Raw genomic sequence first — 22,082 nt, 5'->3', positions numbered from 1 at the left:
CTGCTCACGCTCCCGTGGCGACGAGGAGGACGGCGACCGCCAGGACGACGGTGCCGGCGAGCAGCGCGCTCACATAGGTCTGGACATTGCCGGTCTGGGCGCGCCGTACGGCGGCGCCGAGCAGGCGGGGCACAGCGCCCGCCCCACGGACGTAGGTGTCGACGACCTCGCGGTCGAGGAACTGGACGAGGCTCGCGGCGGCCAGCACCGGGCGGACGAACAGCGCGTCGTAGACGGCGTCCAGATGGAAGCCTTCGGCCGCGTGCCGGTACAGCGGGCCGAGCAGCAGCCGGCCGGGATCCGCCGGGTCGGGTGCGTAGGCGACGTCGCCGAAGGTGGGCTCGTGGGCGGCGATGGCCTCGGCCTCGACCAGTCCGGCGTCGCCCTCCGGGTGGGCGGCGACGGCACCCAGCGGGATCCGGGCCGCCAGTGTTCTGGTGCGCTGCCAGGCGCCGTAGGTGACGAGTCCGCCGACGAGCGCGAGGCCGGTGCCGAGGACCGACGTGGTGAGGGTCGGGGTGAGGGCGCGGCCGTCGAACCAGCCGGGCAGCGAGCGGTAGGCGAACCCGCCGAAGGCCAGGGAGGGAACGGCCAGGACCCACAGCACCACGGTCATGGACAGCGGCTGCCGCCCGTGGTCCGCTGCCTCGGCTCCCCGGCCCCGGAAGGTGAGCAGCCACAGCCGGGTCGCGTAGGAGGCGGTGAGCAGGGCGGTGGCCAGGCCCGCGACCAGGACGATCCAGCCGGCGCTGCCGGGGGCGTGCTCGGTGTGGCCGGTGGCGACGTGCTCGGCGGCGCCGAGGACGGACTCCTTGGAGAAGAAGCCGCTGAAGGGAGGGATCGCGGCGAGCGCGAGCAGGGCCACGGTCATCGTCCAGTAAGCGTCCGGGACGCGGTCGCGCAGGCCGGAGGTGCGGGACATGACGGCCAGCGAGTTGGTGCCGGCGGCGTGGATGATCACGCCGGCCGCGAGGAACAGCAGCGCCTTGAAGGCGCCGTGGGACAGGAGGTGGAAGACGGCGGCCCCGCGGTCGCCGACGGCGAGGGCGCCGGTCATGTAGCCGAGCTGGCCGATCGTCGAGTAGGCGAGGACGCGCTTGATGTCGTCCTGGGCGAGCGCGGCGAGGGCCGAACCGACCATCGTGACGGCGCCCATGACGGCGAGGACGACCATCACGGCCGCACTGGCCTCGAAGACCGGGAGGAGACGGGCGACGAAGTAGACACCGGCGGCGACCATCGTCGCGGCGTGGATCAACGCGGAGACGGGGGTCGGGCCGGCCATGGCGTCGGGGAGCCAGGTGTGCAGCGGGAACTGCGCGGACTTGCCGGCCACGCCGCACAGGAGCAGCAGGCCGATCAGGGTGGGATGGTGCAGCCCGCCGTTCGCGACGGTGCCGAGGACCGAGGTGATGCGGAACGAGCCGGCGTCGGTGGCCAGCGCGAACAGGCCGATCAGGAACGGCACGTCGCCGAGCTTGGTGACCAGGAAGGCCTTCACTGAGGCGGCGCGCGCCTCGGGGGTCTCCCAGTAGTGGCCGACCAGGAAGTAGGAGCAAATGCCCATGACTTCCCAGCCGACCAGCAGCACGATCAGGTCGCCGGAGTAGACGACCAGCAGCATCGCGGAGGTGAACAGGGAGACGAGGGCGGCGTACGAGGGGTAGCGCGGGTCGTCGCGCAGGTAGCCGGTCGAGTAGATCTGCACGCAGGTGGCGACAAAGGCGACCAGGACGGCGACGAGGGCGGCGAAGCCGTCGATGTGCAGGGCGAGTTCGATCGGGACCGAGCCGGTCGGGGTGAGCTCGGTGTGGGCGTCCACGGCCCGGCCGCCACCCTGGTCGGCGGCGACCGTGCAGGCGAGGGCCAGCGCGGCGAGCGCCGGCAGGACCGCGAGCGGGCGGACGAAACCGGGGGCGGTGCGCCCCAGGAGCAGGCCGGCGGCGGCGCCGAGGAACGGCAGGAGGGGGACGAGGACGGCGAGGGTGGTCGTGGTCACGCGGCGGCCTCAGCCTTCTCGTCGGCCGCCCCGTCCGGGGGCGTGCCGTCCTCGTGGCCCTCGGCGGTGTCGCGGAGCCGGTCGATGTCGGAGGTGCCGCGGTTGCGGTAGACGGCGAGGACGATCGCCAGGCCGATGCCGATCTCGGCGGCGGCGATGGCGATGGTGAACAGGGTCAGGGCCTGGCCGGAGTGCAGGGTGTCCCGGGCGGCCTTGCTCAGCCAGACGTCGAAGGCGACGAGGTTGAGGTTGACGGCGTTGAGCATCAGCTCGACCGACATCAGTACCAGGATCGCGTTGCGGCGGGCGAGGACGCCGTACAGGCCGGTGCAGAAGAGGAGAGCGGAGAGAACGGCGGGATAGGCGAGGTGCATCAGCGGGCGCCTTCCTGCTCGGATTCCTGATCGTTCTGCTGCTCGTTCCCCTGATCGCCTTCCTGCTCGATCGGGTGAATCCCGGAATCCGTGACGGAGGGGGAACTCTGCGTGACGACCCGGCCGTTCACAGGGGGCGGGGCCGACTCCGCCTTCGCCTTCCGGGACAGGACGATCGCGCCGACCAGGGCCGCCAGGAGGAGGACGGAGAGGGCCTCGAAGGGCAGGACCCAGTTCTGGAAGAGGCTCGCGCCGGTGACCTTCGTCGAACCGGCGGCGGCACCGCCCAGGTCGATCCAGGTGGTACGGAAGGCGTCCACGACCACCCAGACCAGAGCGGCCCCGGCGGCCACGGCGACGGCCAGCGCGACCCAGCGGTTTCCGGAGTCGGCGTCCGGGGAGCGCCCGATCGGGGCCTTGGTGAGCATCAGACCGAAGAGGAGGAGGACGACGACGGAACCCACATAGATGAGGACCTGCACCCAGGCGATGAACTCGGCGGTCAGCAGGAGGTATTCGACGGCGAGCCCGCCGAGGGCGACCACCAGCCACAGGGCGGCGTGCACCAGCTGGCGGGTGGTGACCGTGACGAGGGCGGCGCCCAAGGTGACCAGGCCGACGAGAAGGAAGGCGATCTCCACGCCGGTCGGAGACAGGAAGCCGTGCGGCGCTTGGGCGAGCGGGCTCACTCCTCCCCCTCCCCCGGCTCGACCCGGTCGGTGGCCTGCTCGACCTCGGCAGCCTGGGCGGCCGCGAGCTTCTCGGCGGACTTGCGGGCGGCGGCGATCTCCTTCGGCTCCTCCGCACCGGGGTCGAGGGCGGGCGGGGCCGGGACCGTCCACATCCACTCGCGGAGCTTGTCGCGCTCGTGGGTGAGCTCGCGGATGTCGGTCTCGGCGTACTCGAACTCCGGGGACCAGAACAGGGCGTCGAAAGGACAGACCTCGATACAGATACCGCAGTACATGCACAGGGAGAAGTCGATGGCGAAGCGGTCCAGAACGTTGCGGCTGCGTTCACGGCCGCCCGGGGCCGCCGCCGGGACGGTCTCCTTGTGGGAGTCGATGTAGATGCACCAGTCGGGGCACTCACGGGCGCAGAGCATGCAGACCGTGCAGTTCTCCTCGAACAGCCCGATCACACCGCGGGTGCGGGGCGGAAGGTCGGGAAGGGCGTCCGGGTACTGCTCGGTGACCGACTTCCGGGTCATCGTGCGCAGGGTGACGGCCAGGCCCTTGGCCAGGCCTGAGCCAGGGATGGGGGCCACTAGGAGATCACCACCTTGACGATGCCGGTGAGGGCGATCTGGGCGAGAGAAAGGGGGACGAGGAGGGTCCAGGAGAACTTCTGCAGCTGGTCCTCGCGCAGCCGGGGGTAGGTCACGCGGAGCCAGATCACGACGAAGGCGAGGAGCGCCGCCTTCAGGAGGGTCCACAGCCAGCCGAGACCGTCCGCACCCCACGGGCCGTGCCAGCCGCCCAGGAAGAGGACGGTGGTCAGCCCGCACAGGACGACGATCCCGGCGTACTCGGCGAGCAGGAACAGGGCGAAGCGCAGGCCGGTGTACTCGGTGTACGCGCCGAAGATGATCTCCGAGTCGGCGACGGGCATGTCGAACGGGGGCCGCTGAAGTTCCGCGAGGCCGGCGACGAAGAAGACCAGACCGCCGGTGATCTGCCAGGGCAGCCACCACCAGTGGAAGGAGCCGACGATGCCCGGCAGGGAGACGGTACCGGCCGCCATCGCCACGGAGGCGGCGGCGAGCAGCATCGGGAGTTCGTAGGCGAGGAGCTGGGCGGCGGTGCGCAGGCCGCCGAGGAGGGAGAACTTGTTGGCACTGGCCCAGCCGGCCATGAGCGAGCCGAGGACGCCGACGCCCATCACGGCGAGCACGAAGAAAACCCCGGCGTCCAGGACCTGGCCGACCGCGCCCTCGCCGGGGCCGATCGGGATGGCGAGCAGCACGAGCAGGTACGGGAGGAGGGCCACCGCGGGGGCCAGCTGGAAGACACGGCGGTCCGCGCCGGCCGGGACCACGTCCTCCTTCTGCGCGAACTTCACGCCGTCGGCGATCAGCTGGGCCCAGCCGTGGAAACCACCGGCGTACATCGGGCCGAGGCGGCCCTGCATATGGGCCATCACCTTGTGCTCGGTCTGACCGACGATCAGGGGGAAGGTGAGGAAGACGACGAACACGACGAGGAGTCGCAGGGCGACGTCCAGAGCGTCGTTCACTGCGGGCCTCCTGGGGGGTCGTCCGGGGCGGCGGAGGTCGGGGCTTCGGGGTGGCGCGGGGCAGCGGAGGCCGGGGCCTCGGAGCCGGATGGTTCGGGGCCGGGGTCCTCGGGTGCCTCAGGTTCGGCCGGTTCCGACTCGGGCTCCTCGGGCTCTTCGGGCGCGGCAGGGCTCGACTCGGCCGGCCCCGGTGCTGTCGGCTCCCCCGTCCCCCGCTCCTCGAAGGCCGGACGAGCGTGGTGCCACGGCGCGTCCGAGCTGCGGGGAGTTGCGGGGCGGGCCGGAGTGGCCGGTACCGCCGGCGTCTCCGTCTCCTGCGCACGCTGTGAAGCGGAGCCGCCCGAGGCAGTACGCGCCCGGCGCGGCCCGCGGGGAGCAGCCGACGGCCCCGCGGCAGGAGCGGTCGCCTCCACCCCGGTGCCTTCCGCGGCGCTGCCCTCGGCAGGCGCTTTCTCCGCACCGGAGGCCGTCCGCTGCGTGGCGGATCCCTCGCTCGCGCTCTGTGCCCGGCGTGGAGTGGCCGTGGGCTCCGCCGTACCCACCGCAGTCGTCTCGGCCGCCGCAGTCGGCCCGGCCGTCTCGGCCGCCTGGCTCGCCGAGCCCTCCGCGGTCGTACGTGAGCGGCGTACCGGGCGTTCGCCGGTCGCACGGGCCGGGCGGTCGCCGGCTGCGCGGCTCGCTGCGGTGCGGGCCGGGCGGGCGGGGGCGGCCGGGAGTTGGCCCTTGAGGGGGCCCCACTCGTTCGGGTCGGGGACGCCTGGGGGGAGCATCTGGCGACGCTTGGGGCCGCCGTGGTCGGACTCGCCCGGTTCCTTGGCGCCGGGCCAGGCCTTGGCGACACGGGCGGCGAGCACGAAGTCCTTGCGGAGGGGGTGGCCTTCGAAGGTTTCCGGGAGGAGGAGGTGGTCCAGGCCGGGGTGGCCGGTGAAGCGGACGCCGAACATCTCGTGGGTCTCGCGTTCGTGCCAGCGCGCGCCCGCGTAGACGCCGACGGCGGACGGGAGTTCGGGGGCGGTGTGCGGGACGGTCGTGCGCAGGAGCAGGCGGCGGACCGGGGCGAGGGCGACGACGTGGGCGGAGACGCGGAAGCCGGTGCCGGGTTCGTCGACCGCGCTCAGCCAGTCGAAGTACGTGCAGGAGAGAGTCGTACGGGCGATCTCCAGGGCGGCGAGCCAGGAGGAGGGAGGGACGTCGACCGTCAGGACGTCGTAGGACTCGTCGGCCGTGGCGTCCGTGCCGAAGAGTTCCTCGACGGGGGCCGGCAGCCAGCCGGCCGGGGCCGTCATCGCGCGTCCCCTTCGTCTTCAGCCCCGGTGCGGGCCGGGGGCCGGACCAGACCGCTCTGGAGGGCCGCGGCGGACGGGCGGGGGGTGCCGTAGCGCTCCCCCAGGGACTCCGCCGCGATCTTCTCCTGGAGCTTGAGGATGCCCTGGAGGAGCGCCTCGGGGCGCGGCGGGCAGCCGGGGACGTAGACGTCGACGGGGATGATCTGGTCGACGCCCTTGGTGACGGAGTAGGAGTCCCAGTAGGGGCCGCCGCAGTTCGAGCAGGCGCCGAAGGAGATGACGTACTTCGGTTCGGGCATCTGCTCGTACAGGCGCTTGACCGCTGGGGCCATCTTGTCCGTGACCGTGCCGGAGACCACCATCAGGTCGGCCTGGCGGGGCCCCGGCGCGAAGGGGATCACGCCGAGGCGGATGAAGTCGTGGCGGGCCATCGACGCGGCGATGAACTCGATCGCGCAGCAGGCGAGACCGAAGTTGAAGACCCAGAGCGAGTAGCGGCGGCCCCAGTTGAGGACGACCTTCATCGGCTCGGGGGCGAGGCGGGCGAGCGTGCCCAGCCTCTTCGGCTCGGGGAGCAGCACCGGCTCCGGCGTCACGTCCATGTCAGGACGCCCTTCTTGTATGCGTACAGCAGGCCGACGGCGAGGAAGCCGAGGAAGACGAACATCTCCACGAGCGTGGTGGCGCCGTAGCCGGGGGCGGCGAAGACCGTCGCCCAGGGGAACAGGAAGATCGAGTCGACGGCGAAGATGACGTAGAGGAAGGCGTAGACGTAGTAGCGGACCTGGGTGTGGGCCCAGCCCTCGCCGACGGGATCGACTCCGCACTCGTAGGTGAGGAGTTTCTCGGGCGTGGGGACCACCGGGCGCAGCAGCCGGCCGGCACCGAAGGCGACGGCCACGAAGACCACGCCGACCAGCGCCAGCAGTCCCACGACCGAGTAGGACGCGAAGTAGTCCGCCGCGACGGCCACGGTCGGCTCACCACCCGCCGTCTCCAGCATCGCCCGTCCCTCACTCCCTCGACAGACCACAGGCCCGACCGACCCGACCCGGCCCGGTGCCGTGACCTCAGTCAACTCTTGATTCGACGATCTGTACGCACGGGAGTCTAGGCCCTGATAAAGACACGGTAAGCAGGTCGTCACGCGGTGGGACAGGGTGGGACACGAGACCGGGGCCGGCCGGTGGGGTTTTCCCCAGGGCGGCCCGGGCGGGAACTCCATGGCGTCACGCCACGGCACACGGCACGCTGGCGCATATGACCGCACCAGCACCCCGATCCTTCAGCTTCGCCGACGACGGCGAGGACCGCGAGCGACTGCCGCCCGTGCGCTTCGCCTTCGAAGGTCACACCTGGAAGGAGATCGCGCATCTCCTGCTGAATCTGCCGATGTCGCTGTTCGGCTTCGTCTACGTCGTCACGACGGTGTGGGTGAGCGGTGTACTGACGCTGACGGTGATCGGCATCCCCCTGCTCGCGGCGACCCTGCTGGGCGCCCGGCAGCTGGGGAAGCTGGAGCGGGCACGCGCGCGTGCGCTGCTCGGGGTGCGGGTGGAGGAGCCGACCCCGCTGCCGTGGACCAGGCGCGGTGCGGGCTCCCGGCGGCTGTGGATGACGTTGAAGGACCCGGTGGGCTGGCGGACGCTGCTGTACGACTTCATCCGGCTGCCGTGGGGAGTCCTCACCTTCTGCATCACGCTGGTCTCGCTGTTCGTGCTGTGGCCGGTGCTGCCGTTCGTCGCGCGCGGGCTGGCGAACGTGGACCGGGCGATGGTGCGCGGCCTGCTGTCGCCCTCCGACGAGCTGGAGCGCCGTATCGCCGAACTGGAGTCGGACCGCGGGGTGGTCGTCGACACGGCCGCCGCCGACCTGCGGCGCATCGAGCGGGATCTGCACGACGGCGCGCAGGCCCGGCTCGTCAATCTGGCGATGGGGCTCGGCCTGGCGAAGGAGAAGCTGCTGGAGGATCCCGACGCGGCCGCCACGATGGTCGAGGAGGCGCACGGTGAGGTGAAGCTGGCGCTGCAGGAGCTCAGGGATCTCGCCCGCGGCATCCATCCGGCGGTGCTGACCGACCGGGGGCTGGACGCGGCGCTGTCGTCGGTCGCCTCGCGGTGCACGGTGCCGGTCCAGGTGACCGCCGACCTGCCGTCCAGACCGGCGCCGGCGATCGAGGGCATCGCCTACTTCACCGTCTCCGAGCTGCTGCAGAACATCAGCAAGCACAGCGGGGCGCGTACCGCCTCGGTGGACGTGTGGCGGACCGACGACCGGCTGCTGATCCAGGTGCGGGACGACGGGCGCGGCGGGGCGAGCCTGGACGGCGGCTCCGGGATGCGCGGGCTCGCGGACCGGCTGGGAGCGGTCGACGGCCTGTTCGTCGTCGACTCGCCGGCCGGCGGTCCCACGACGGTCACCGCGGAGCTGCCCTGGCGCGACCGGTCGTAGCCGAGGTGCCGGGAGAGGCGCAGGCGAGGTGCGGAAGGGGGTGGGGAAAACCCCCCGTCCAAGACGCCGACGGACTCCATGGTCCGGGGACCTGCGGTGCAGCAGGGTGGAGGTACGGCAGGACAGGCCGGTGAAGCCCATGAGGCAGGGCTGGACAGGACGGGAGGGGACGGCGCCGATGGCCACGGAGTACGGACACGAGTACGGGTACGGGCAGGACCACGGATACGGTTACGAGCCGTGCGACGAGCCTCGGCATCGGGTGCCGGCGGTGTTGCGGGCGCCGTTCGAGGCGCGCAGCTGGCGCGAGTTCGGCTATGTCCTGCTGGGCCTGCCGGTCGGCGTCACGCTGTTCGTGTGGACGGTGACGATGCTGTCCCTCGGTGTCGGTCTGCTGGTGACCTTCATCGGGATCCCGCTGCTGGCGGTGGCCCTCGCCGGGTGCCGTGGCTTCGGGGCACTGGAACGGGCACGCGCGCGTGGGCTGCTGAAGCTTGAGGTGGCCGACCCGGAGCCGCTGCGGATGCGCAAGCCGGGGTTCTTCGCCTGGGTCGGCGCCGTACTGAAGAGCGGCACGTCCTGGCGTCATCTGCTCTACGCGGTCCTGCAGTTCCCCTGGTCGATGTTCTCCTTCGTCGTCGCCCTCAACTTCTGGGCGTACGGCTGGGCCCTGTTGACGTATCCGCTGTGGTTCTGGGTGTTCCCGATGTGGGCCGGGCAGGGCGGGCTCCAGCTGTACGGCGACGCGCACCACAGCGTCTACCTCGACAACCCGTTCGAGATCACCGTGACCGCGCTGGTGGGACTGCTGTTCACCCTGGCCACGCCGTGGATCGTACGGGCGCTGACGCTGGTGGACCGGGTGATGGTGAACGGGCTGCTGGGGCCGTCGAAGCTGGCGTCGCGGGTGGTGGAGCTGGAGTCGGACCGGGGGATCGTGGTGGACACGGCCGCCGCCGACCTGCGGCGGATCGAGCGGGATCTGCACGACGGGGCGCAGGCGCGGCTGGTGGCGCTGGCCATGGATCTGGGGCTGGCGAAGGAGAAGCTGCGGGAGGATCCGCAGGTCGCGGCACGGATGGTGGACGAGGCGCACGGTGAGGTGAAGACCGCGCTGCAGGAGTTGCGGGACCTCGCCCGCGGCATCCATCCGGCCGTGCTGACCGACCGGGGGCTGGACGCGGCGCTGTCCTCGGTGGCCTCGCGGTGCACGGTGCCGGTGCGGGTGGAGGTCGACCTGGCGGAGCGGCCGGCGGCGGCGATCGAGGGGATCGCGTACTTCACGGTGTCCGAGCTGCTGCAGAACATCAGCAAGCACGCGCGGGCGAGTGAGGCGGCGGTGGATGTGTGGCGGAGTGAGGACCGGTTGATGCTGCAGGTCGTGGACGACGGGGTGGGGGGTGCGGACACGACGCGGGGGTCGGGGCTGGCGGGGCTGGCCGAGCGGCTGGACGCGGTCGACGGGATCCTGGTGGTGGACTCGCCGGTGGGCGGGCCTACGCGGGTGACCGCGGAGCTGCCCTGGCGTGGCTGAGGGCAGGTTTCCCGCCCCCGCCGCCCTTACCCGTCCCGTCCTCCAGGGGGTGTGCCCCCTTCGACCGCCCGGTTACGGCCGTCCGTTTCGGGGGTTGCCACCCCCGGACCCCCGCTTCGGCCTGAACGGCCTCGTCCTCAAACTCCCCCAGAGGGGGTACCCCCAGACGGGCTGGTGGGGGTGCAGACCGGCTCTCGGCCTCAGACACCAAACGGGCGGGAGGGGGTACAGACCGGCTCCCGTCTTCAGACACCGGACAGGCTGGAGGAAGTGCAGACCGGCTCCCGTCCTCAGCTGTGTCCTGCCCACGACGCGGCCTGATTTGGTTCGCCTCCTCTTCGTTACCGGCACGCACTCCGATCCGAATGCTGGAATGCTGGACTTTCCGACAGGGCAGGCATGTACGCCGGACGGGGTACGGGGGGCCGGGAGATCGTGGAGGACAGGGTGCGGGTGGTCATCGCCGAGGATTCCGTGCTGCTCAGAGAGGGGCTGACCCGGCTGTTGACCGACCGGGGGCATGACGTCGTCGCGGGCGTCGGGGACGCGCAGGCGCTGGTCAAGACGATCGCCGAGCTGGACGCGCAGGATGCGCTGCCGGACGTCGTCGTCGCGGATGTGCGGATGCCGCCGACACACACCGACGAGGGCGTGCGGGCCGCCGTACAGCTGCGGAAGGCACATCCGGGGCTCGGGGTGCTGGTGCTGTCGCAGTACGTGGAGGAGCGCTACGCCACCGAACTGCTGGCCGGTTCCAGCCGGGGCGTGGGGTATCTGCTGAAGGACCGGGTCGCCGAGGTGCGGGAGTTCGTGGACGCCGTGGTGCGGGTCGCCGAAGGAGGTACGGCGCTCGATCCGGAGGTCGTCGCCCAGCTGCTGGGCCGGAGTCGTAAGCAGGACGTCCTTGCGGGCCTCACCCCGCGGGAGCGGGAGGTGCTGGGGCTGATGGCCGAGGGGCGGACGAACTCGGCGATCGCCCGGCAGCTGGTCGTGAGCGACGGAGCCGTCGAAAAGCACGTCAGCAACATCTTTCTCAAGCTCGGGCTCTCCCCGAGCGACGGTGACCACCGGCGTGTTCTGGCCGTTCTGACGTATCTGAACTCCTGACGGGCCGACGGCACCGTGTCGGCACCGGAAGGCGGCCAGGGGGAGGGAAAATCATCACAAGTCAGGGCGACAGGTCGTCTCAGAACTCCGTCCAGCATGCGAGCGGGCACGGGAAGGCGACCCTAACCGACGTAGGGTTGATTGCGGGATGGTCCGTGGGACGGCCACGCCCGGACAGCCGCCTCGAAGGAGGTCCAGTTCAGTGACCAGCCAGGTCAGCAGGACAACGGAACAGGCCGACGGAACCGTCGTGGGAGAGCAGCGCAAGCCGGGCGGTGTGAAGGCCGTTCGGCGCCTCGATCGGGTGATCATCCGGTTCGCGGGGGACTCGGGTGACGGTATGCAGCTCACCGGTGACCGGTTCACGTCGGAGACAGCATCCTTCGGCAATGATCTGTCGACCCTGCCGAACTTCCCCGCCGAGATCCGGGCCCCCGCAGGCACTCTGCCGGGGGTTTCCTCGTTCCAGTTGCACTTCGCCGACCACGACATCCTCACCCCGGGTGACGCGCCGAACGTGCTGGTCGCGATGAACCCGGCCGCGTTGAAGGCGAACATCGGGGATCTGCCGCGCGGGGCGGAGATCATCGTCAACACGGACGAGTTCACCAAACGGGCGATGCAGAAGGTCGGCTACGACACCTCGCCCCTGGAGGACGGTTCGCTCGACGGCTACAGCCTCCATCCGGTGCCGCTGACCACGCTGACCGTGGAGGCGCTGAAGGAATTCGATCTCAGCCGCAAAGAGGCCGAGCGCAGCAAGAACATGTTCGCGCTCGGCCTCTTGTCGTGGATGTACCACCGGCCGACCGAGGGCACGGAGAGATTCCTCCAGCAGAAGTTCGCCCGTAAACCCGAGGTCATGAAAGCCAACGTGGCGGCCTTCCGCGCGGGCTGGAACTTCGGCGAGACCACCGAGGACTTCGCCGTCTCCTACGAGATCGCCCCGGCGACGACCGCGTTCCCGGTCGGCACATACCGGAACATCTCCGGGAACCTGGCGCTGGCCTACGGCCTGGTCACCGCGTCGCGGCAGGCGGATCTGCCGCTGTTCCTCGGGTCGTACCCGATCACCCCGGCCTCCGACATCCTGCACGAGCTGTCCAAGCACAAGAACTTCGGTGTGCGGACCTTCCAGGCGGAGGACGAGATCGCCGGCATCGGTGCGGCCGTGGGGGCGGCGTTCGGCGGCTCGCTGGCCGTGACGACGACCTCGGGCCCCGGTGTCGCCCTGAAGGCGGAGACGGTCGGGCTCGCGGTCTCGCTGGAGCTGCCGCTGCTGGTCGTCGACATCCAGCGGGGCGGGCCGTCCACCGGGCTGCCGACGAAGACCGAGCAGGCGGACCTGCTGCAGGCGATGTACGGGCGCAACGGCGAGGCGCCGGTCCCGGTCATCGCCCCGCGGACGCCGGCCGACTGCTTCGACGCGGCGCTGGAGGCGGCCCGGATCGCGCTGACCTACCGGACGCCCGTGATGCTGCTCTCCGACGGCTACCTGGCCAACGGCAGCGAGCCCTGGCGGATCCCGGAGCTGGAGGAGCTTCCCGACCTGGGGGTGCAGTTCGCGAGCGGCCCCAATCACACCCTCGACGACGGCACCGAGGTCTTCTGGCCGTACAAACGCGATCCGCAGACCCTGGCCCGGCCGTGGGCGGTCCCCGGCACGCCCGGCCTGGAACACCGTATCGGCGGCATCGAGAAGCAGGACGGCACGGGCAACATCTCCTACGACCCTGCCAACCACGACTTCATGGTCCGTACCCGGCAGGCCAAGATCGACGGCATCGACGTCCCCGACATCGAGGTGGACGACCCGGACGGGGCGCGCACCCTGGTGCTCGGCTGGGGATCGACGTACGGGCCGATCACGGCGGCGGTACGGCGGCTGCGCGCGGCCGGCGAGCCGATCGCGCAGGCGCACCTGCGGCACCTCAACCCGTTCCCGAGGAATCTCGGAGCCCTGCTGAGGGGTTACGACAAGGTGGTGATCCCCGAGATGAACCTCGGTCAGCTCGCCACCCTCATCCGGGCGAAGTACCTGGTGGACGCGCATTCGTACAACCAGGTCAACGGCATGCCGTTCAAGGCCGAGCAGCTCGCCACGGCGCTCAAGGAGGCCATCCATGACTGACTCCATGACCGACGCCAGGACCGACGCCACCGACGGACTGCTGCAGCTCGTCCCCAAGGCCGAGGCCAAGCAGTCCATGAAGGACTTCAAGTCCGACCAGGAGGTGCGCTGGTGCCCGGGCTGCGGTGACTACGCGATCCTGGCCGCCGTACAGGGGTTCATGCCGGAGCTGGGGCTGGCGAAGGAGAACATCGTCTTCGTCTCGGGCATCGGCTGCTCGTCCCGTTTCCCGTACTACATGAACACGTACGGCATGCACTCCATCCACGGCCGCGCCCCCGCGATCGCGACCGGGCTGGCGACCAGCAGGCGTGACCTGTCGGTGTGGGTGGTGACCGGTGACGGTGACGCGCTGTCCATCGGCGGCAACCACCTCATCCACGCGCTGCGCCGCAACGTCAACCTGAAGATCCTCCTCTTCAACAACCGCATCTACGGGTTGACGAAGGGGCAGTACTCACCGACTTCCGAGGTCGGCAAAATCACCAAGTCGACACCGATGGGCTCGCTGGACGCCCCGTTCAACCCGGTGTCGCTGGCGATCGGCGCGGAGGCGTCCTTCGTCGCCCGCACGATCGACTCCGACCGCAAGCACCTCACCGAGGTACTGCGCGCGGCCGCCGCACACCCGGGCACGGCCCTGATCGAGATCTACCAGAACTGCAACATCTTCAACGACGGCGCCTTCGACACGCTCAAGGACAAGCAGTCGGCCGAGGAGGCGGTGATCCGCCTGGAGCACGGGAAACCCATCCGCTTCGGCACGGACGGCGGGCGCGGTGTCGTACGCGACCGGCTCACCGGCGACCTGAAGGTGGTCGACGTGACCGCGGACAACGAGTCCGAGGTCCTCGTCCACGACGCCCACTCGTCCTCCCCCACCACGGCCTTCGCGCTGTCCCGGCTGGCCGATCCCGACACCCTGCACCACACGCCCGTCGGCGTCTTCCGCTCGGTGGAACGGCCCGTCTACGACGTGCAGATGTCCGAGCAGCTGGACACCGCGGTCGAGCAGCACGGCAAGGGCGACCTCGCGGCGCTGCTGGCCGGCGGGGACACCTGGACGGTCGTGGGCTGACCCCCGTGAAGTCGTGCGTGTGAGCGTGTGAGCGTGTGAGCGGGGCCCGGACGCATCGTCCGGGCCCCGCCCGCGTCCTCAGAGGCCCCAGGGAGCTTTCAGGCGGCCCTTCAGAGCCCTCGGCGTCTCAGGCGCGCTTGGCCTCGTCGTACGCCTCCCTGGCCCGCTCCACGTCGGCCATCCGCCGCTCGGTCCACAGCGCCAGGTCCCGTACCTGCCGGGCGGCCTCGCGGCCGAGGTCGGTGAGGGAGTAGTCGACGCGGGGCGGGATGACGGGCTTGGCGTCGCGGTGGACGAGGCCGTCGCGTTCCAGGGTCTGCAGGGTCTGGGTGAGCATCTTCTCGCTGACCCGGCCGATCGCGCGGCGCAGCTCGCTGAAGCGGTACGGGCGGTCGAGGAGCTGGATCAGGACCAGGACGCCCCAGCGGCTGGTGACGTGCTCCAGGACCAGACGGTACGGGCACATCTCCCCGCCGACGACGTACGTCCCGGCCCGCGGTGCGGTTTCGGTTTCGGCTTCGACTCGGACTTCGGAGGCACTTACGGGCATGCCAGTACCTTACTTCAAAGTGGGTACTTTCTTCTGGTTAGCGCTCCCCCTAGGGTTAGTGACATCGGAACCCCACAAGGAGATCGCACACCATGAGCATCGTTGTCACCGGAGCCACCGGACACCTCGGCCGCCACGTCGTGACGCAGCTGCTGGAGAAGGTCCCGGCCGAGCAGATCACCGCCGTCGTGCGCGACGAGGCCAAGGCCGCCGACTTCGCCGCCGCGGGCGTGACGATCGCCGTCGCGGACTACAACGCCCCCGAGACCTTCGACGGTCTCTTCGCCGCCGGCGACAAGGTGCTGCTGATCTCCGGCAACGAGTTCGACAAGGGCCGCCCGGCGCAGCACAAGGTCGTCATCGACGCCGCCAAGGCGGCGGGCGTCGCCCTGCTGGCGTACACCAGCGCCCCGGGCAGCCTGCACGCCTCGCTGGTGGACGACCACCGGGCCACCGAGGAGGTGCTGCTCGCCTCCGGCCTGCCGTACACCCTGCTGCGCAACGGCTGGTACCACGAGAACTACACCGAGAACCTCGCCCCGGTCCTCGCGCACGACGCCGTCGTCGCGGCCGCCGGCGAGGGCCGGGTCTCCTCGGCCTCCCGCGCCGACTACGCGGCCGCCGCGGTGGCCGTACTGACGGGCGAGGGCCACGAGAACCAGACGTACGAGCTCGGCGGCGACGTCGCCTGGAGCTTCGCCGAGTACGCGGCCGAGCTCACGAAGCAGACCGGCAAGGAGATCGCCTACAACTCCGTGCCCGGCGAGGCGCTCCAGTCCATCCTGACCGGCGCGGGCGTGCCGGAGATGTTCGCCGCGATCCTCGTCGACGTCGACGCGTCGATCGCCAAGGGCGAGCTCGTCGTCGACTCCGGCCACCTCTCCCGCCTGGCCGGCCGCCCGACCTCCCCGATCTCCGAGGCGATCACCGCCGCGCTCAAGTAAGCCCCGGTAAGCCCCCCAAAAAACGGTGACCCCGGTCCGTCATGACCGTATGCCGATACGGCCATGACAGACCGGGGTGCTCGGCGCTACCTTCGTCCCGGCGTGCTGAAGCTGGGTGTGAGGAGGGCCGGTGGCCGGCATATCGAAGGGTGAGCGGCGGACAGGACTGGTGAACGGCTTCGCGGCCTACGGGATGTGGGGGCTGGTCCCCCTGTTCTGGCCGCTGCTGAAGCCCGCCGGGTCGATGGAGATCCTGGCCCACCGGATGGTGTGGTCCCTCGTCTTCGTCGCCGTCGCACTCGTCTTCGTACGGCGCTGGGCCTGGGCCGGCGAGCTGCTGCGGCAGCCGCGCCGGCTGGCCCTGGTGACGGTCGCCGCCGCCGTGATCACCGTCAACTGGGGCGTCTACATCTGGGCCGTGAACGCCGGGCACGTGGTCGAGGCGTCCCTCGGCTACTTCATCAACCCCCTGGTGACCATCGCCATGGGCGTGCTGCTGCTGAAGGAACGGCTGCGGCCCGTGCAGTGGGCGGCGGTGGGCGTCGGATTCGCCGCCGTCGTCGTGCTGGCCGTCGGTTACGGGCAGCCGCCGTGGATCTCCCTCGTCCTCGCCTTCTCCTTCGCCACCTACGGACTCGTCAAGAAGAAGGTCAACCTCGGCGGCATCGAGTCACTCGCGGCTGAGACCGCGATCCAGTTCCTGCCGGCGCTCGGCTATCTGCTGTGGCTGGCCGGCCACGGCGAGTCGAGCTTCGTCAACGACGGCGCCGGGCACGCGGCCCTGCTGGCCTCCACCGGCATCGTCACCGCCGTCCCGCTGGTCTGCTTCGGCGCCGCCGCGATCCGCGTGCCGCTCTCCACACTCGGCCTGCTGCAGTACCTGGCGCCGGTCTTCCAGTTCCTGCTCGGCATCCTCTACTTCCACGAGGCGATGCCCGCCGAGCGCTGGGCCGGCTTCGTCCTGGTCTGGCTCGCCCTCGCCCTGCTCACCTGGGACGCGCTGCGCACCGCCCGCCGGGCCGCACGGGCGCTCGCGGCGACGCCCGTACCACGGCCGGCCGCCCCGGTCGCGGAGACTCCGGCAAGTCAGGTGTGACTGTCAGAGCCGTCGGCTATAAGTGGGCGGCATGACGCAGACGCCCGCACCCCTGCACTGGAAGCTCGTCGTCGACACCCGCGACCCGCACGCGCAGGCCGACTTCTGGGCCGCCGCGCTGCACTACGTGGCCGAGGACAACAGCGCGTTCGTGGAACGGCTGCTGGAGCTGGGCGCGCTGCCCGGCGCGGCCACCCTGGAGTACCACGGCCGTGCCGCCTTCCGTGACCTGATCGCCGTACGGCACCCGGACGACCCGTACGACGAGGAGCGCGGGACGGGGCTGGGGCGGCGGCTGCTGTTCCAGCGGGTGCCGGAGGCGAAGTCCGGCAAGAACAGGCTCCACATCGACCTGCACGCCGGGGAGGGGAGGCGGGCCGACGAGGTGGCGCGCCTCGAGGCGCTGGGCGCGGCCGTGGTCCGGCATGTCTCCGAGCCCTCCGGGGCGTGGACCGTGATGGCCGACCCGGAGGGCAACGAGTTCTGCGTGCAGTGACGACGACGCTCAGGCGTTCCCGGCCGCGCGGCGGGCGCGTTCCGTGAGGCGGGCCATCCGGGCGCGGGCCGACTCCAGTTCCTCGGCGTCGTCGGCCGCCGGGCCGTCCTCGACGGTGAGCTGCGCCCACAGGTCGATCAGCTCGCGGCCCAGGCGCAGCCCGTGCTCGGGGTCGCGCACCGCGCGCCAGGCGGTCGCCGCGCTCCGCACGTTCCCGTACGCCGCCTCGCCGTCCCGCGCCTGCCGGCGCTGCCGGGCCAGGTCGAGGGAGAGGTGGAAGGCCCGCACCGGGTCACCCGCCAGGTAGGAGATGTACGCGGTCAGCTCGCCCAGGTGCAGGACCTCGGTGTGGTCCTCGCCGAGGACCGCGGCGGCCTTGGCGACGGTGCGCTCCGCGAGCTCGGCCGCCGCTTCGATTCGGCCCGTCCGGACGGCCTCGTTGATCCGCGCCACCGGCTCGGTGAGCAGCGCGGCCCCTTCCGCCGTCAGCGTCACGGGCTCGTCGCCGAGCACCTCCTCGGCGACCGCGTCGAAGCCGCGGGCGGGGGTGGGGGTGGAGCGGGGGTCGGGGTCCGGGCCCCGGGCGGCCACCGGCTCATCGGGGGCGGGGGCCGTCTCAGAAGCCGGGGCAGGGGCGGCAGGGGGACTCATCACGGGCGGCGGGCCGAAGACGCCGGTGGGCGGCCGCACGGTGCCCGGCGCGGGCGGCAGGGGCGGGACCACGGCCGGCGGGGCGGGCGGTGTCGGCGGGGCGGCGGGCGGTTGCGGTACTGCCCGCAACGCCTGCTGCGGGAACGTCGGCGCCGGGGTCTGCGCGGGCTCGTTCGGTACCGGTTCCACCGGAGCGGATGCCTTCGGTGCGGATTCGTTCGGTGCGGGCTGTTCCTTCGGTTCGGCGGCCTGTTGGGCCAGTCGTACCGGGTCGCCGGTGAAGCTGCTGGAGCCGTCCAGGTTCACCTGAAGGGGGACGACGTAGCCGATACGGGTGTCGTGGACGGTGGCGAGGACCGGGCGGCCGGTGGCGCGGGCGAGGCGCTGGAGGTGGTTGAGGACCGCCTGCTGGGGTTCCTCGCCCGGGCCCGGGAACAGCGGTACGCCGTCCACGGACGCGGCCGCGCCCGCCACCCGGACGTCGACCGGTGCCAGACGCCCCTCCTGCTGGACTTCCCGCTTCTCCTCGCGGCTGAGTCGGGACATCGGCCCTCATTCCCCCGGCGTCACCATCCGGTCGTACCCAGGTCGTACTCGTGCGTACGATCCAGTGTCTCCGCTCGGCACGACTCGCGCGTCACCGCGACGTCACAGCCTCGCACCAGGAAGGAGCGCCCGGCGGGGCGCGGGCGGACCGGGACCGTACGGGCCCCGCTAGGCGGTGATGTCCCTCGTGGTGAACCGCGCCCAGGCCGCCGATCCGAACACCGCCGTGTACAGGGCCTGGAGTTCCAGGTTCTTGACCAGGTCGTCCCAGTAGACGGGGTCGCGCATCAGGTCGGCGAAGGACAGCCAGTAGTGGGAGAAGAAGTACGGCTGCAGTGCGTGCAGCTGGGGTATCTGGTCGAGGATCTGGACCGTGATGAGCAGGCCCACGGTCGTCGCCATCGCCGCGATGCCGCTGTTGGTCAGGGTGGACACGAACAGGCCGAGGGCGGCGACGCCGGCCAGGGACGCGGCGACCACCAGGGCGATCAGCAGGGCGCGGCCGAGGCCGTCGGCGAAGGAGATCCGGGTGCCTGAGATCGTCGTCAGGTCGCCGAGCGGGAAGAGGAGCGCGCCGACGGCGAGCGCGGAGGCCGCCACCACCAGGGTCGCGACCAGGCAGAAGGCCATCGCCGTCGCGTACTTGGAGAGCAGGAGACGGGTGCGGCCCGCCGGCGCGACCAGCAGATAGCGCAGTGTGCCGGCGTCGGCCTCACCCGCGATCGCGTCTCCGGCCACCACCCCGACGGCCATCGGCAGGAAGAACGGGAGGGTCGCGGCCAGCGCCGTGAACACCAGGAACAGTCCGTTGTTGGTGACCTGGGTGATGAACGCCGGGCCTTCGCCGCCACCCCGGCCGACCTGCCCGTCGCCGCGCGTCTCGATCCTGACGGCGATCCCGACGAGGATCGGCACCGCCGCGAGAACGCCGAGCAGGGCGAGGGTGCGCCAGCGGCGGAACGTCGTGACGAGTTCGCTGCGCAAGAGGCCGAGGCTCCACAGCGGGTTCGGCCGTGCGGCCGCTGTGTCCACGACGGCCAGGTCAGCCCGCGACATCGAAGCCCTCTCCGGTCAGTGCCACGAACGCGTCCTCCAGCGAGGCCCGTTCCACGGTGAAGCCGCGGACCCGGACGCCCGCCGTGACGAGCGCCGCGTTCACCTCGGCGAGGTCGCGCTCGGGCGGCTCGCCGGTCACCCGGTCCTCGGCGACGACGACATCCGCGACGCCCTGTTCCTTGAGCACCCGGGCCGCCTCCACGGGGTCCGGGGTGGTCACCACGAGCCGGCCGCGCGCCCCGGCCGCCAGGTCGGCCACCGCGCCCTGGGCGATCAGCCGGCCCTGCGCCATCACGGCCGCGTGGGTGCAGACCTGCTCGATCTCGTCGAGGAGGTGGGAGGAGAGGAACACGGTCGTGCCGTCCCCGGCCAGTTCCCGCACCAGGGTGCGGATCTCCCGCATGCCCTGCGGGTCGAGGCCGTTGGTCGGCTCGTCCAGGACCAGCAGCCTGCGGGGCTGGAGCAGTGCGGCGGCGAGGCCCAGGCGCTGCTTCATGCCGAGCGAGTAGGCCTTCGCCTTCTTCGCCGCGGCGGCCGCGAGGCCCACCCGGTCCAGCGCGGCCTCGACGCGGGCGCGCCGGGTGCGCGGGTCGGCGGCGGGGTCGGCGGCGTCGTACCGCAGCAGGTTGTCGCGGCCGGAGAGGAAGCCGTACAGCGCCGGGCCCTCGATGAGGGCGCCGACGTGGGGCAGTACGACGCGGGAGGCGCGTGGCATCGGGTGGCCGAGGACGCGGGCCGTGCCCGAGGTGGGTGCGATCAGGCCCATCAGCATGCGGATGGTGGTGGTCTTGCCGGAGCCGTTCGGGCCGAGGAAGCCGAAGACGCTGCCCGCGGGGACGGTCAGGTCGAGACCGTCCACGGCGAGCTGTCCGCCGCGGTAGCGCTTGGTGAGGCCACGGGTGTCGATGACACCCGCGGCCACCGGCGCGTCGTCCCCCAGGTCACCCAGGCCCTTGGGGTGCCCGGAGTCCCCGGGGTCCTCCGGCTCCCGCTCCGCTGCGGACGGTCGGTCCATCGGCTCCCTCGATTCGTCGTGCGGCAGAGGGTACCCACCGCACCCGCGCTGCCCTCTGCTACCCCGCGTTGGCCGCCTTCACCAGCGCAGCCTTGTCCACGGCGCCGACGTACACCTTGCCGTCGTCCGTGATCAGGGCGTTGATCAGCCGGGTGGAGAAGACGGTGCCCTTGCCGAACTTGCCGGAGACGGGGTCGCCGAGCGAGCCGAGGAAGCCGCTCAGGTCGCCGCCGCCGGAGGCGGAGCCGGTGGGCACGCCTCCCTTGCTGCCGGTGTCGAGGACGGCTATGGAGTTCCAGCCCTTGCCGAGGACGTCGAAACCGGACTTGTCGAGGCCCTTGGCGGAGCCGTGGCCGGGCGTCTCGGAGGCCTTGCCGCCCTTGTCCAACCCGCCGGTCTTGCTGTCCTTGCCGGCCTTGTCGCCCTCGGTGACCTTGGCGCCCTTGGGCGGGGTGAAGTTGAAGATGGAGGCGGCCGGCTTCGCGAAGCTGACCTGGGTGTAGCCGGCGTCGACGACGGCCGCGCCGCCGCTCGACGGGGTGAGCGTGAACTTCAGCGGCGTACCGGTCTTGGCGTCCACCGCGATGCTGATGGCGCCGACCGTCGTACCGGACTGCTTGGGCTTGATGACGAGCCGGTAGGCGTCCCGGCCGGCCACCTGGGCGGTGCCGTCGACCGTCACCGACGTGGTGTCGTCGACCGACTTGAGGACCTCGTCGGCGAAGTCCTTGGGCGTGGCCGGGGTTTCGTGCTGCTCGGCCTTGCCGGAGTCGGCGACGGTGGAGTGGTAGACCTCGTTGGACTTGCTGTCGTAGCCCCACACGTCGGTGCCGTTGTGGATGAGGCTGTACTCGGCGCCGCTCTCCAGCACCGACACCTTCTGCTTCTCGGGGCCGTCGGCGGCCACCCGCAGGGTGTGCGTGCCGGAGGCAAGCTCGGTGAGCTTGCTGGTCGGGTCGGCGGACGAGCCGTCGCCGCTGCCCTGGGTGGCCCCGGACATCAGGCTGCTCTCCAGACCGCCGAGGTCGGGCAGACCGAGGTCGGTGCTGATCTTCACGGTGCCGGACAGCTGCTGCACGTCCGACTTGGCGATCTTGTCGATGAGTTCCTGCGCGGTGGTCTTCGGCAGGTCGGGGTCGCCGGAGTCGGCGAGTGCCGGGACCAGGCCGATGGTGGCCGCAGCCACGCCCACCACCGCGACGGGAACGACGTATCGTGCGGCCTTGCGCCGTCGCTCGGCGCGCAACTCGTCGCGCAGCTCCTCGCCGGCCTGCGCGGCCCCCGTGCTGTCGTCGGATTCGTACGGTGCCATGTGTGCCTTACCTCCGTCGTCGGCGGCGGCCGTCCTCGCACGTGTCCCACCCTGAGCCGCCATTCTCACCCGAATCGGTGAGTGGTGGTGATTTCCGTGGTTTCCATCTCACCAAATCGGGGGCGGGTAAGCGTCAGACCACGGAGCCAACTCCGCGTACACCTGCGGTATGACACAAGGGTGGAGGCGCCTTCCCCGACCCGTAGGGGTCGTGCGGCGAA

The 22,082-nt window shown here is 71.3% G+C and carries 21 protein-coding genes; 8 read left to right on the top strand and 13 right to left on the bottom strand.

The window, feature by feature from the left end; all coding sequences use genetic code 11:
- Window positions 1-4: 4 nt before the first annotated feature.
- Genes ABT137_RS16780 through ABT137_RS16745 form a run of 8 tightly spaced genes read right to left on the bottom strand, consistent with a single transcriptional unit; the run spans window position 5 to window position 6,897 of the window.
- Window positions 5-1,999, bottom strand: a complete 1,995-nt coding sequence (locus ABT137_RS16780) for an NADH-quinone oxidoreductase subunit 5 family protein (RefSeq protein WP_351709006.1) — start codon at window positions 1,997-1,999, stop codon at window positions 5-7.
- Complete coding sequence (gene nuoK, locus ABT137_RS16775; protein ID WP_351709003.1) at window positions 1,996-2,373, bottom strand: NADH-quinone oxidoreductase subunit NuoK; 378 nt, start codon at window positions 2,371-2,373, stop codon at window positions 1,996-1,998. Before nuoK ends, ABT137_RS16780 begins: the two co-directional genes overlap by 4 nt.
- Window positions 2,373-3,062 (bottom strand): NADH-quinone oxidoreductase subunit J family protein, encoded by a 690-nt coding sequence (locus tag ABT137_RS16770; RefSeq protein WP_351709000.1) that lies wholly within the window; start codon window positions 3,060-3,062, stop codon window positions 2,373-2,375. Before ABT137_RS16770 ends, nuoK begins: the two co-directional genes overlap by 1 nt.
- A complete protein-coding gene (locus ABT137_RS16765) occupies window positions 3,059-3,640 on the bottom strand; it encodes a NuoI/complex I 23 kDa subunit family protein (RefSeq protein WP_351708997.1) in 582 nt (193 codons plus the stop codon). The genes ABT137_RS16770 and ABT137_RS16765 overlap by 4 nt, the downstream gene beginning before the upstream one ends.
- Window positions 3,640-4,608, bottom strand: coding sequence for a complex I subunit 1/NuoH family protein (locus ABT137_RS16760; protein WP_351708994.1), 969 nt, complete (start codon window positions 4,606-4,608; stop codon window positions 3,640-3,642). Before ABT137_RS16760 ends, ABT137_RS16765 begins: the two co-directional genes overlap by 1 nt.
- Window positions 4,605-5,894, bottom strand: a complete 1,290-nt coding sequence (locus ABT137_RS16755; protein WP_351708991.1) for an NADH-quinone oxidoreductase subunit C — start codon at window positions 5,892-5,894, stop codon at window positions 4,605-4,607. The genes ABT137_RS16760 and ABT137_RS16755 overlap by 4 nt, the downstream gene beginning before the upstream one ends.
- Window positions 5,891-6,496, bottom strand: a complete 606-nt coding sequence (locus ABT137_RS16750; protein WP_351708988.1) for an NADH-quinone oxidoreductase subunit B — start codon at window positions 6,494-6,496, stop codon at window positions 5,891-5,893. The genes ABT137_RS16755 and ABT137_RS16750 overlap by 4 nt, the downstream gene beginning before the upstream one ends.
- The gene (locus ABT137_RS16745; protein ID WP_351708985.1) at window positions 6,487-6,897 is read right to left on the bottom strand and encodes an NADH-quinone oxidoreductase subunit A; all 411 of its coding nucleotides are present in this window, start codon (window positions 6,895-6,897) and stop codon (window positions 6,487-6,489) included. The genes ABT137_RS16750 and ABT137_RS16745 overlap by 10 nt, the downstream gene beginning before the upstream one ends.
- Window positions 6,898-7,154: 257 nt before the next feature.
- On the opposite strand from ABT137_RS16745, the gene ABT137_RS16740 reads away from it, so the two are divergent.
- The 5 genes from ABT137_RS16740 to ABT137_RS16720 all read left to right on the top strand — a co-directional run bounded on the left by ABT137_RS16740 (window position 7,155) and on the right by ABT137_RS16720 (window position 14,195).
- On the top strand, window positions 7,155-8,345 hold the full coding sequence (locus ABT137_RS16740; protein ID WP_351708982.1) for a sensor histidine kinase: 1,191 nt from the start codon (window positions 7,155-7,157) through the stop codon (window positions 8,343-8,345).
- A 178-nt stretch (window positions 8,346-8,523) separates the two neighbouring features.
- Complete coding sequence (locus ABT137_RS16735; protein ID WP_351708980.1) at window positions 8,524-9,879, top strand: sensor histidine kinase; 1,356 nt, start codon at window positions 8,524-8,526, stop codon at window positions 9,877-9,879.
- A gap of 399 nt (window positions 9,880-10,278) precedes the next feature.
- On the top strand, window positions 10,279-10,986 hold the full coding sequence (locus tag ABT137_RS16730) for a LuxR C-terminal-related transcriptional regulator (protein WP_351708977.1): 708 nt from the start codon (window positions 10,279-10,281) through the stop codon (window positions 10,984-10,986).
- A 202-nt stretch (window positions 10,987-11,188) separates the two neighbouring features.
- Entirely contained in the window at window positions 11,189-13,117 is a 1,929-nt protein-coding gene (locus ABT137_RS16725; RefSeq protein WP_351708974.1) for a 2-oxoacid:acceptor oxidoreductase subunit alpha, read from the top strand.
- A 4-nt stretch (window positions 13,118-13,121) separates the two neighbouring features.
- Window positions 13,122-14,195, top strand: coding sequence for a 2-oxoacid:ferredoxin oxidoreductase subunit beta (locus tag ABT137_RS16720; protein WP_351709240.1), 1,074 nt, complete (start codon window positions 13,122-13,124; stop codon window positions 14,193-14,195).
- A gap of 127 nt (window positions 14,196-14,322) precedes the next feature.
- Here the strand turns inward: ABT137_RS16720 and ABT137_RS16715 are convergent, their stop codons facing one another.
- Entirely contained in the window at window positions 14,323-14,661 is a 339-nt protein-coding gene (locus tag ABT137_RS16715; RefSeq protein WP_351709237.1) for a winged helix-turn-helix transcriptional regulator, read from the bottom strand.
- A gap of 176 nt (window positions 14,662-14,837) precedes the next feature.
- On the opposite strand from ABT137_RS16715, the gene ABT137_RS16710 reads away from it, so the two are divergent.
- From ABT137_RS16710 to ABT137_RS16700, 3 genes are all read left to right on the top strand, one after another.
- On the top strand, window positions 14,838-15,689 hold the full coding sequence (locus ABT137_RS16710) for an SDR family oxidoreductase (protein WP_351708971.1): 852 nt from the start codon (window positions 14,838-14,840) through the stop codon (window positions 15,687-15,689).
- Window positions 15,690-15,819: 130 nt separating this feature from the next.
- Window positions 15,820-16,785: an EamA family transporter RarD gene (rarD, locus tag ABT137_RS16705; protein WP_351708968.1), complete on the top strand. Its 966-nt coding sequence runs from the start codon at window positions 15,820-15,822 to the stop codon at window positions 16,783-16,785.
- Window positions 16,786-16,816: 31 nt separating this feature from the next.
- A complete protein-coding gene (locus ABT137_RS16700) occupies window positions 16,817-17,281 on the top strand; it encodes a VOC family protein (protein WP_351708965.1) in 465 nt (154 codons plus the stop codon).
- A 9-nt stretch (window positions 17,282-17,290) separates the two neighbouring features.
- Here ABT137_RS16700 and ABT137_RS16695 read toward each other — a convergent pair whose 3' ends face one another.
- From ABT137_RS16695 to ABT137_RS16680, 4 genes are all read right to left on the bottom strand, one after another.
- Complete coding sequence (locus tag ABT137_RS16695; protein ID WP_351708962.1) at window positions 17,291-18,478, bottom strand: tetratricopeptide repeat protein; 1,188 nt, start codon at window positions 18,476-18,478, stop codon at window positions 17,291-17,293.
- A gap of 168 nt (window positions 18,479-18,646) precedes the next feature.
- A complete protein-coding gene (locus ABT137_RS16690) occupies window positions 18,647-19,534 on the bottom strand; it encodes an ABC transporter permease (RefSeq protein ID WP_351708959.1) in 888 nt (295 codons plus the stop codon).
- A complete protein-coding gene (locus ABT137_RS16685) occupies window positions 19,521-20,549 on the bottom strand; it encodes an ABC transporter ATP-binding protein (RefSeq protein ID WP_351708956.1) in 1,029 nt (342 codons plus the stop codon). The genes ABT137_RS16690 and ABT137_RS16685 overlap by 14 nt, the downstream gene beginning before the upstream one ends.
- Before the next feature lie 58 nt (window positions 20,550-20,607).
- Entirely contained in the window at window positions 20,608-21,861 is a 1,254-nt protein-coding gene (locus tag ABT137_RS16680) for a LolA family protein (RefSeq protein ID WP_351708953.1), read from the bottom strand.
- Window positions 21,862-22,082 lie beyond the last annotated feature (221 nt).

Source organism: Streptomyces sp. NPDC001980 (assembly GCF_040296885.1).
Taxonomy (GTDB): Bacteria; Actinomycetota; Actinomycetes; order Streptomycetales; family Streptomycetaceae; genus Streptomyces.
The sequence above is the reverse complement of the archived record's forward strand: the minus strand, read 5'-3'. Positions and strand labels throughout refer to the sequence as shown.

Excerpts from the sequence above, each read along its gene's own strand:
- nuoK (WP_351709003.1), bottom strand. The coding sequence starts at position 2,373 with ATGCACCTCGCCTATCCCGCCGTTCTCTCCGCTCTCCTCTTCTGCACC.
- ABT137_RS16695 (WP_351708962.1), bottom strand. The coding sequence starts at position 18,478 with ATGTCCCGACTCAGCCGCGAGGAGAAGCGGGAAGTCCAGCAGGAGGGG.
- ABT137_RS16680 (WP_351708953.1), bottom strand. The coding sequence starts at position 21,861 with ATGGCACCGTACGAATCCGACGACAGCACGGGGGCCGCGCAGGCCGGC.
- ABT137_RS16745 (WP_351708985.1), bottom strand. The coding sequence starts at position 6,897 with ATGCTGGAGACGGCGGGTGGTGAGCCGACCGTGGCCGTCGCGGCGGAC.
- ABT137_RS16715 (WP_351709237.1), bottom strand. The coding sequence starts at position 14,661 with ATGTGCCCGTACCGTCTGGTCCTGGAGCACGTCACCAGCCGCTGGGGC.
- ABT137_RS16720 (WP_351709240.1), top strand. The coding sequence starts at position 13,122 with ATGACCGACGCCAGGACCGACGCCACCGACGGACTGCTGCAGCTCGTC.
- ABT137_RS16750 (WP_351708988.1), bottom strand. The coding sequence starts at position 6,496 with ATGGACGTGACGCCGGAGCCGGTGCTGCTCCCCGAGCCGAAGAGGCTG.
- ABT137_RS16685 (WP_351708956.1), bottom strand. The coding sequence starts at position 20,549 with ATGGACCGACCGTCCGCAGCGGAGCGGGAGCCGGAGGACCCCGGGGAC.
- ABT137_RS16755 (WP_351708991.1), bottom strand. The coding sequence starts at position 5,894 with ATGACGGCCCCGGCCGGCTGGCTGCCGGCCCCCGTCGAGGAACTCTTC.
- ABT137_RS16690 (WP_351708959.1), bottom strand. The coding sequence starts at position 19,534 with ATGTCGCGGGCTGACCTGGCCGTCGTGGACACAGCGGCCGCACGGCCG.
- ABT137_RS16740 (WP_351708982.1), top strand. The coding sequence starts at position 7,155 with ATGACCGCACCAGCACCCCGATCCTTCAGCTTCGCCGACGACGGCGAG.
- ABT137_RS16710 (WP_351708971.1), top strand. The coding sequence starts at position 14,838 with ATGAGCATCGTTGTCACCGGAGCCACCGGACACCTCGGCCGCCACGTC.
- ABT137_RS16735 (WP_351708980.1), top strand. The coding sequence starts at position 8,524 with ATGGCCACGGAGTACGGACACGAGTACGGGTACGGGCAGGACCACGGA.
- ABT137_RS16700 (WP_351708965.1), top strand. The coding sequence starts at position 16,817 with ATGACGCAGACGCCCGCACCCCTGCACTGGAAGCTCGTCGTCGACACC.
- ABT137_RS16730 (WP_351708977.1), top strand. The coding sequence starts at position 10,279 with ATGTACGCCGGACGGGGTACGGGGGGCCGGGAGATCGTGGAGGACAGG.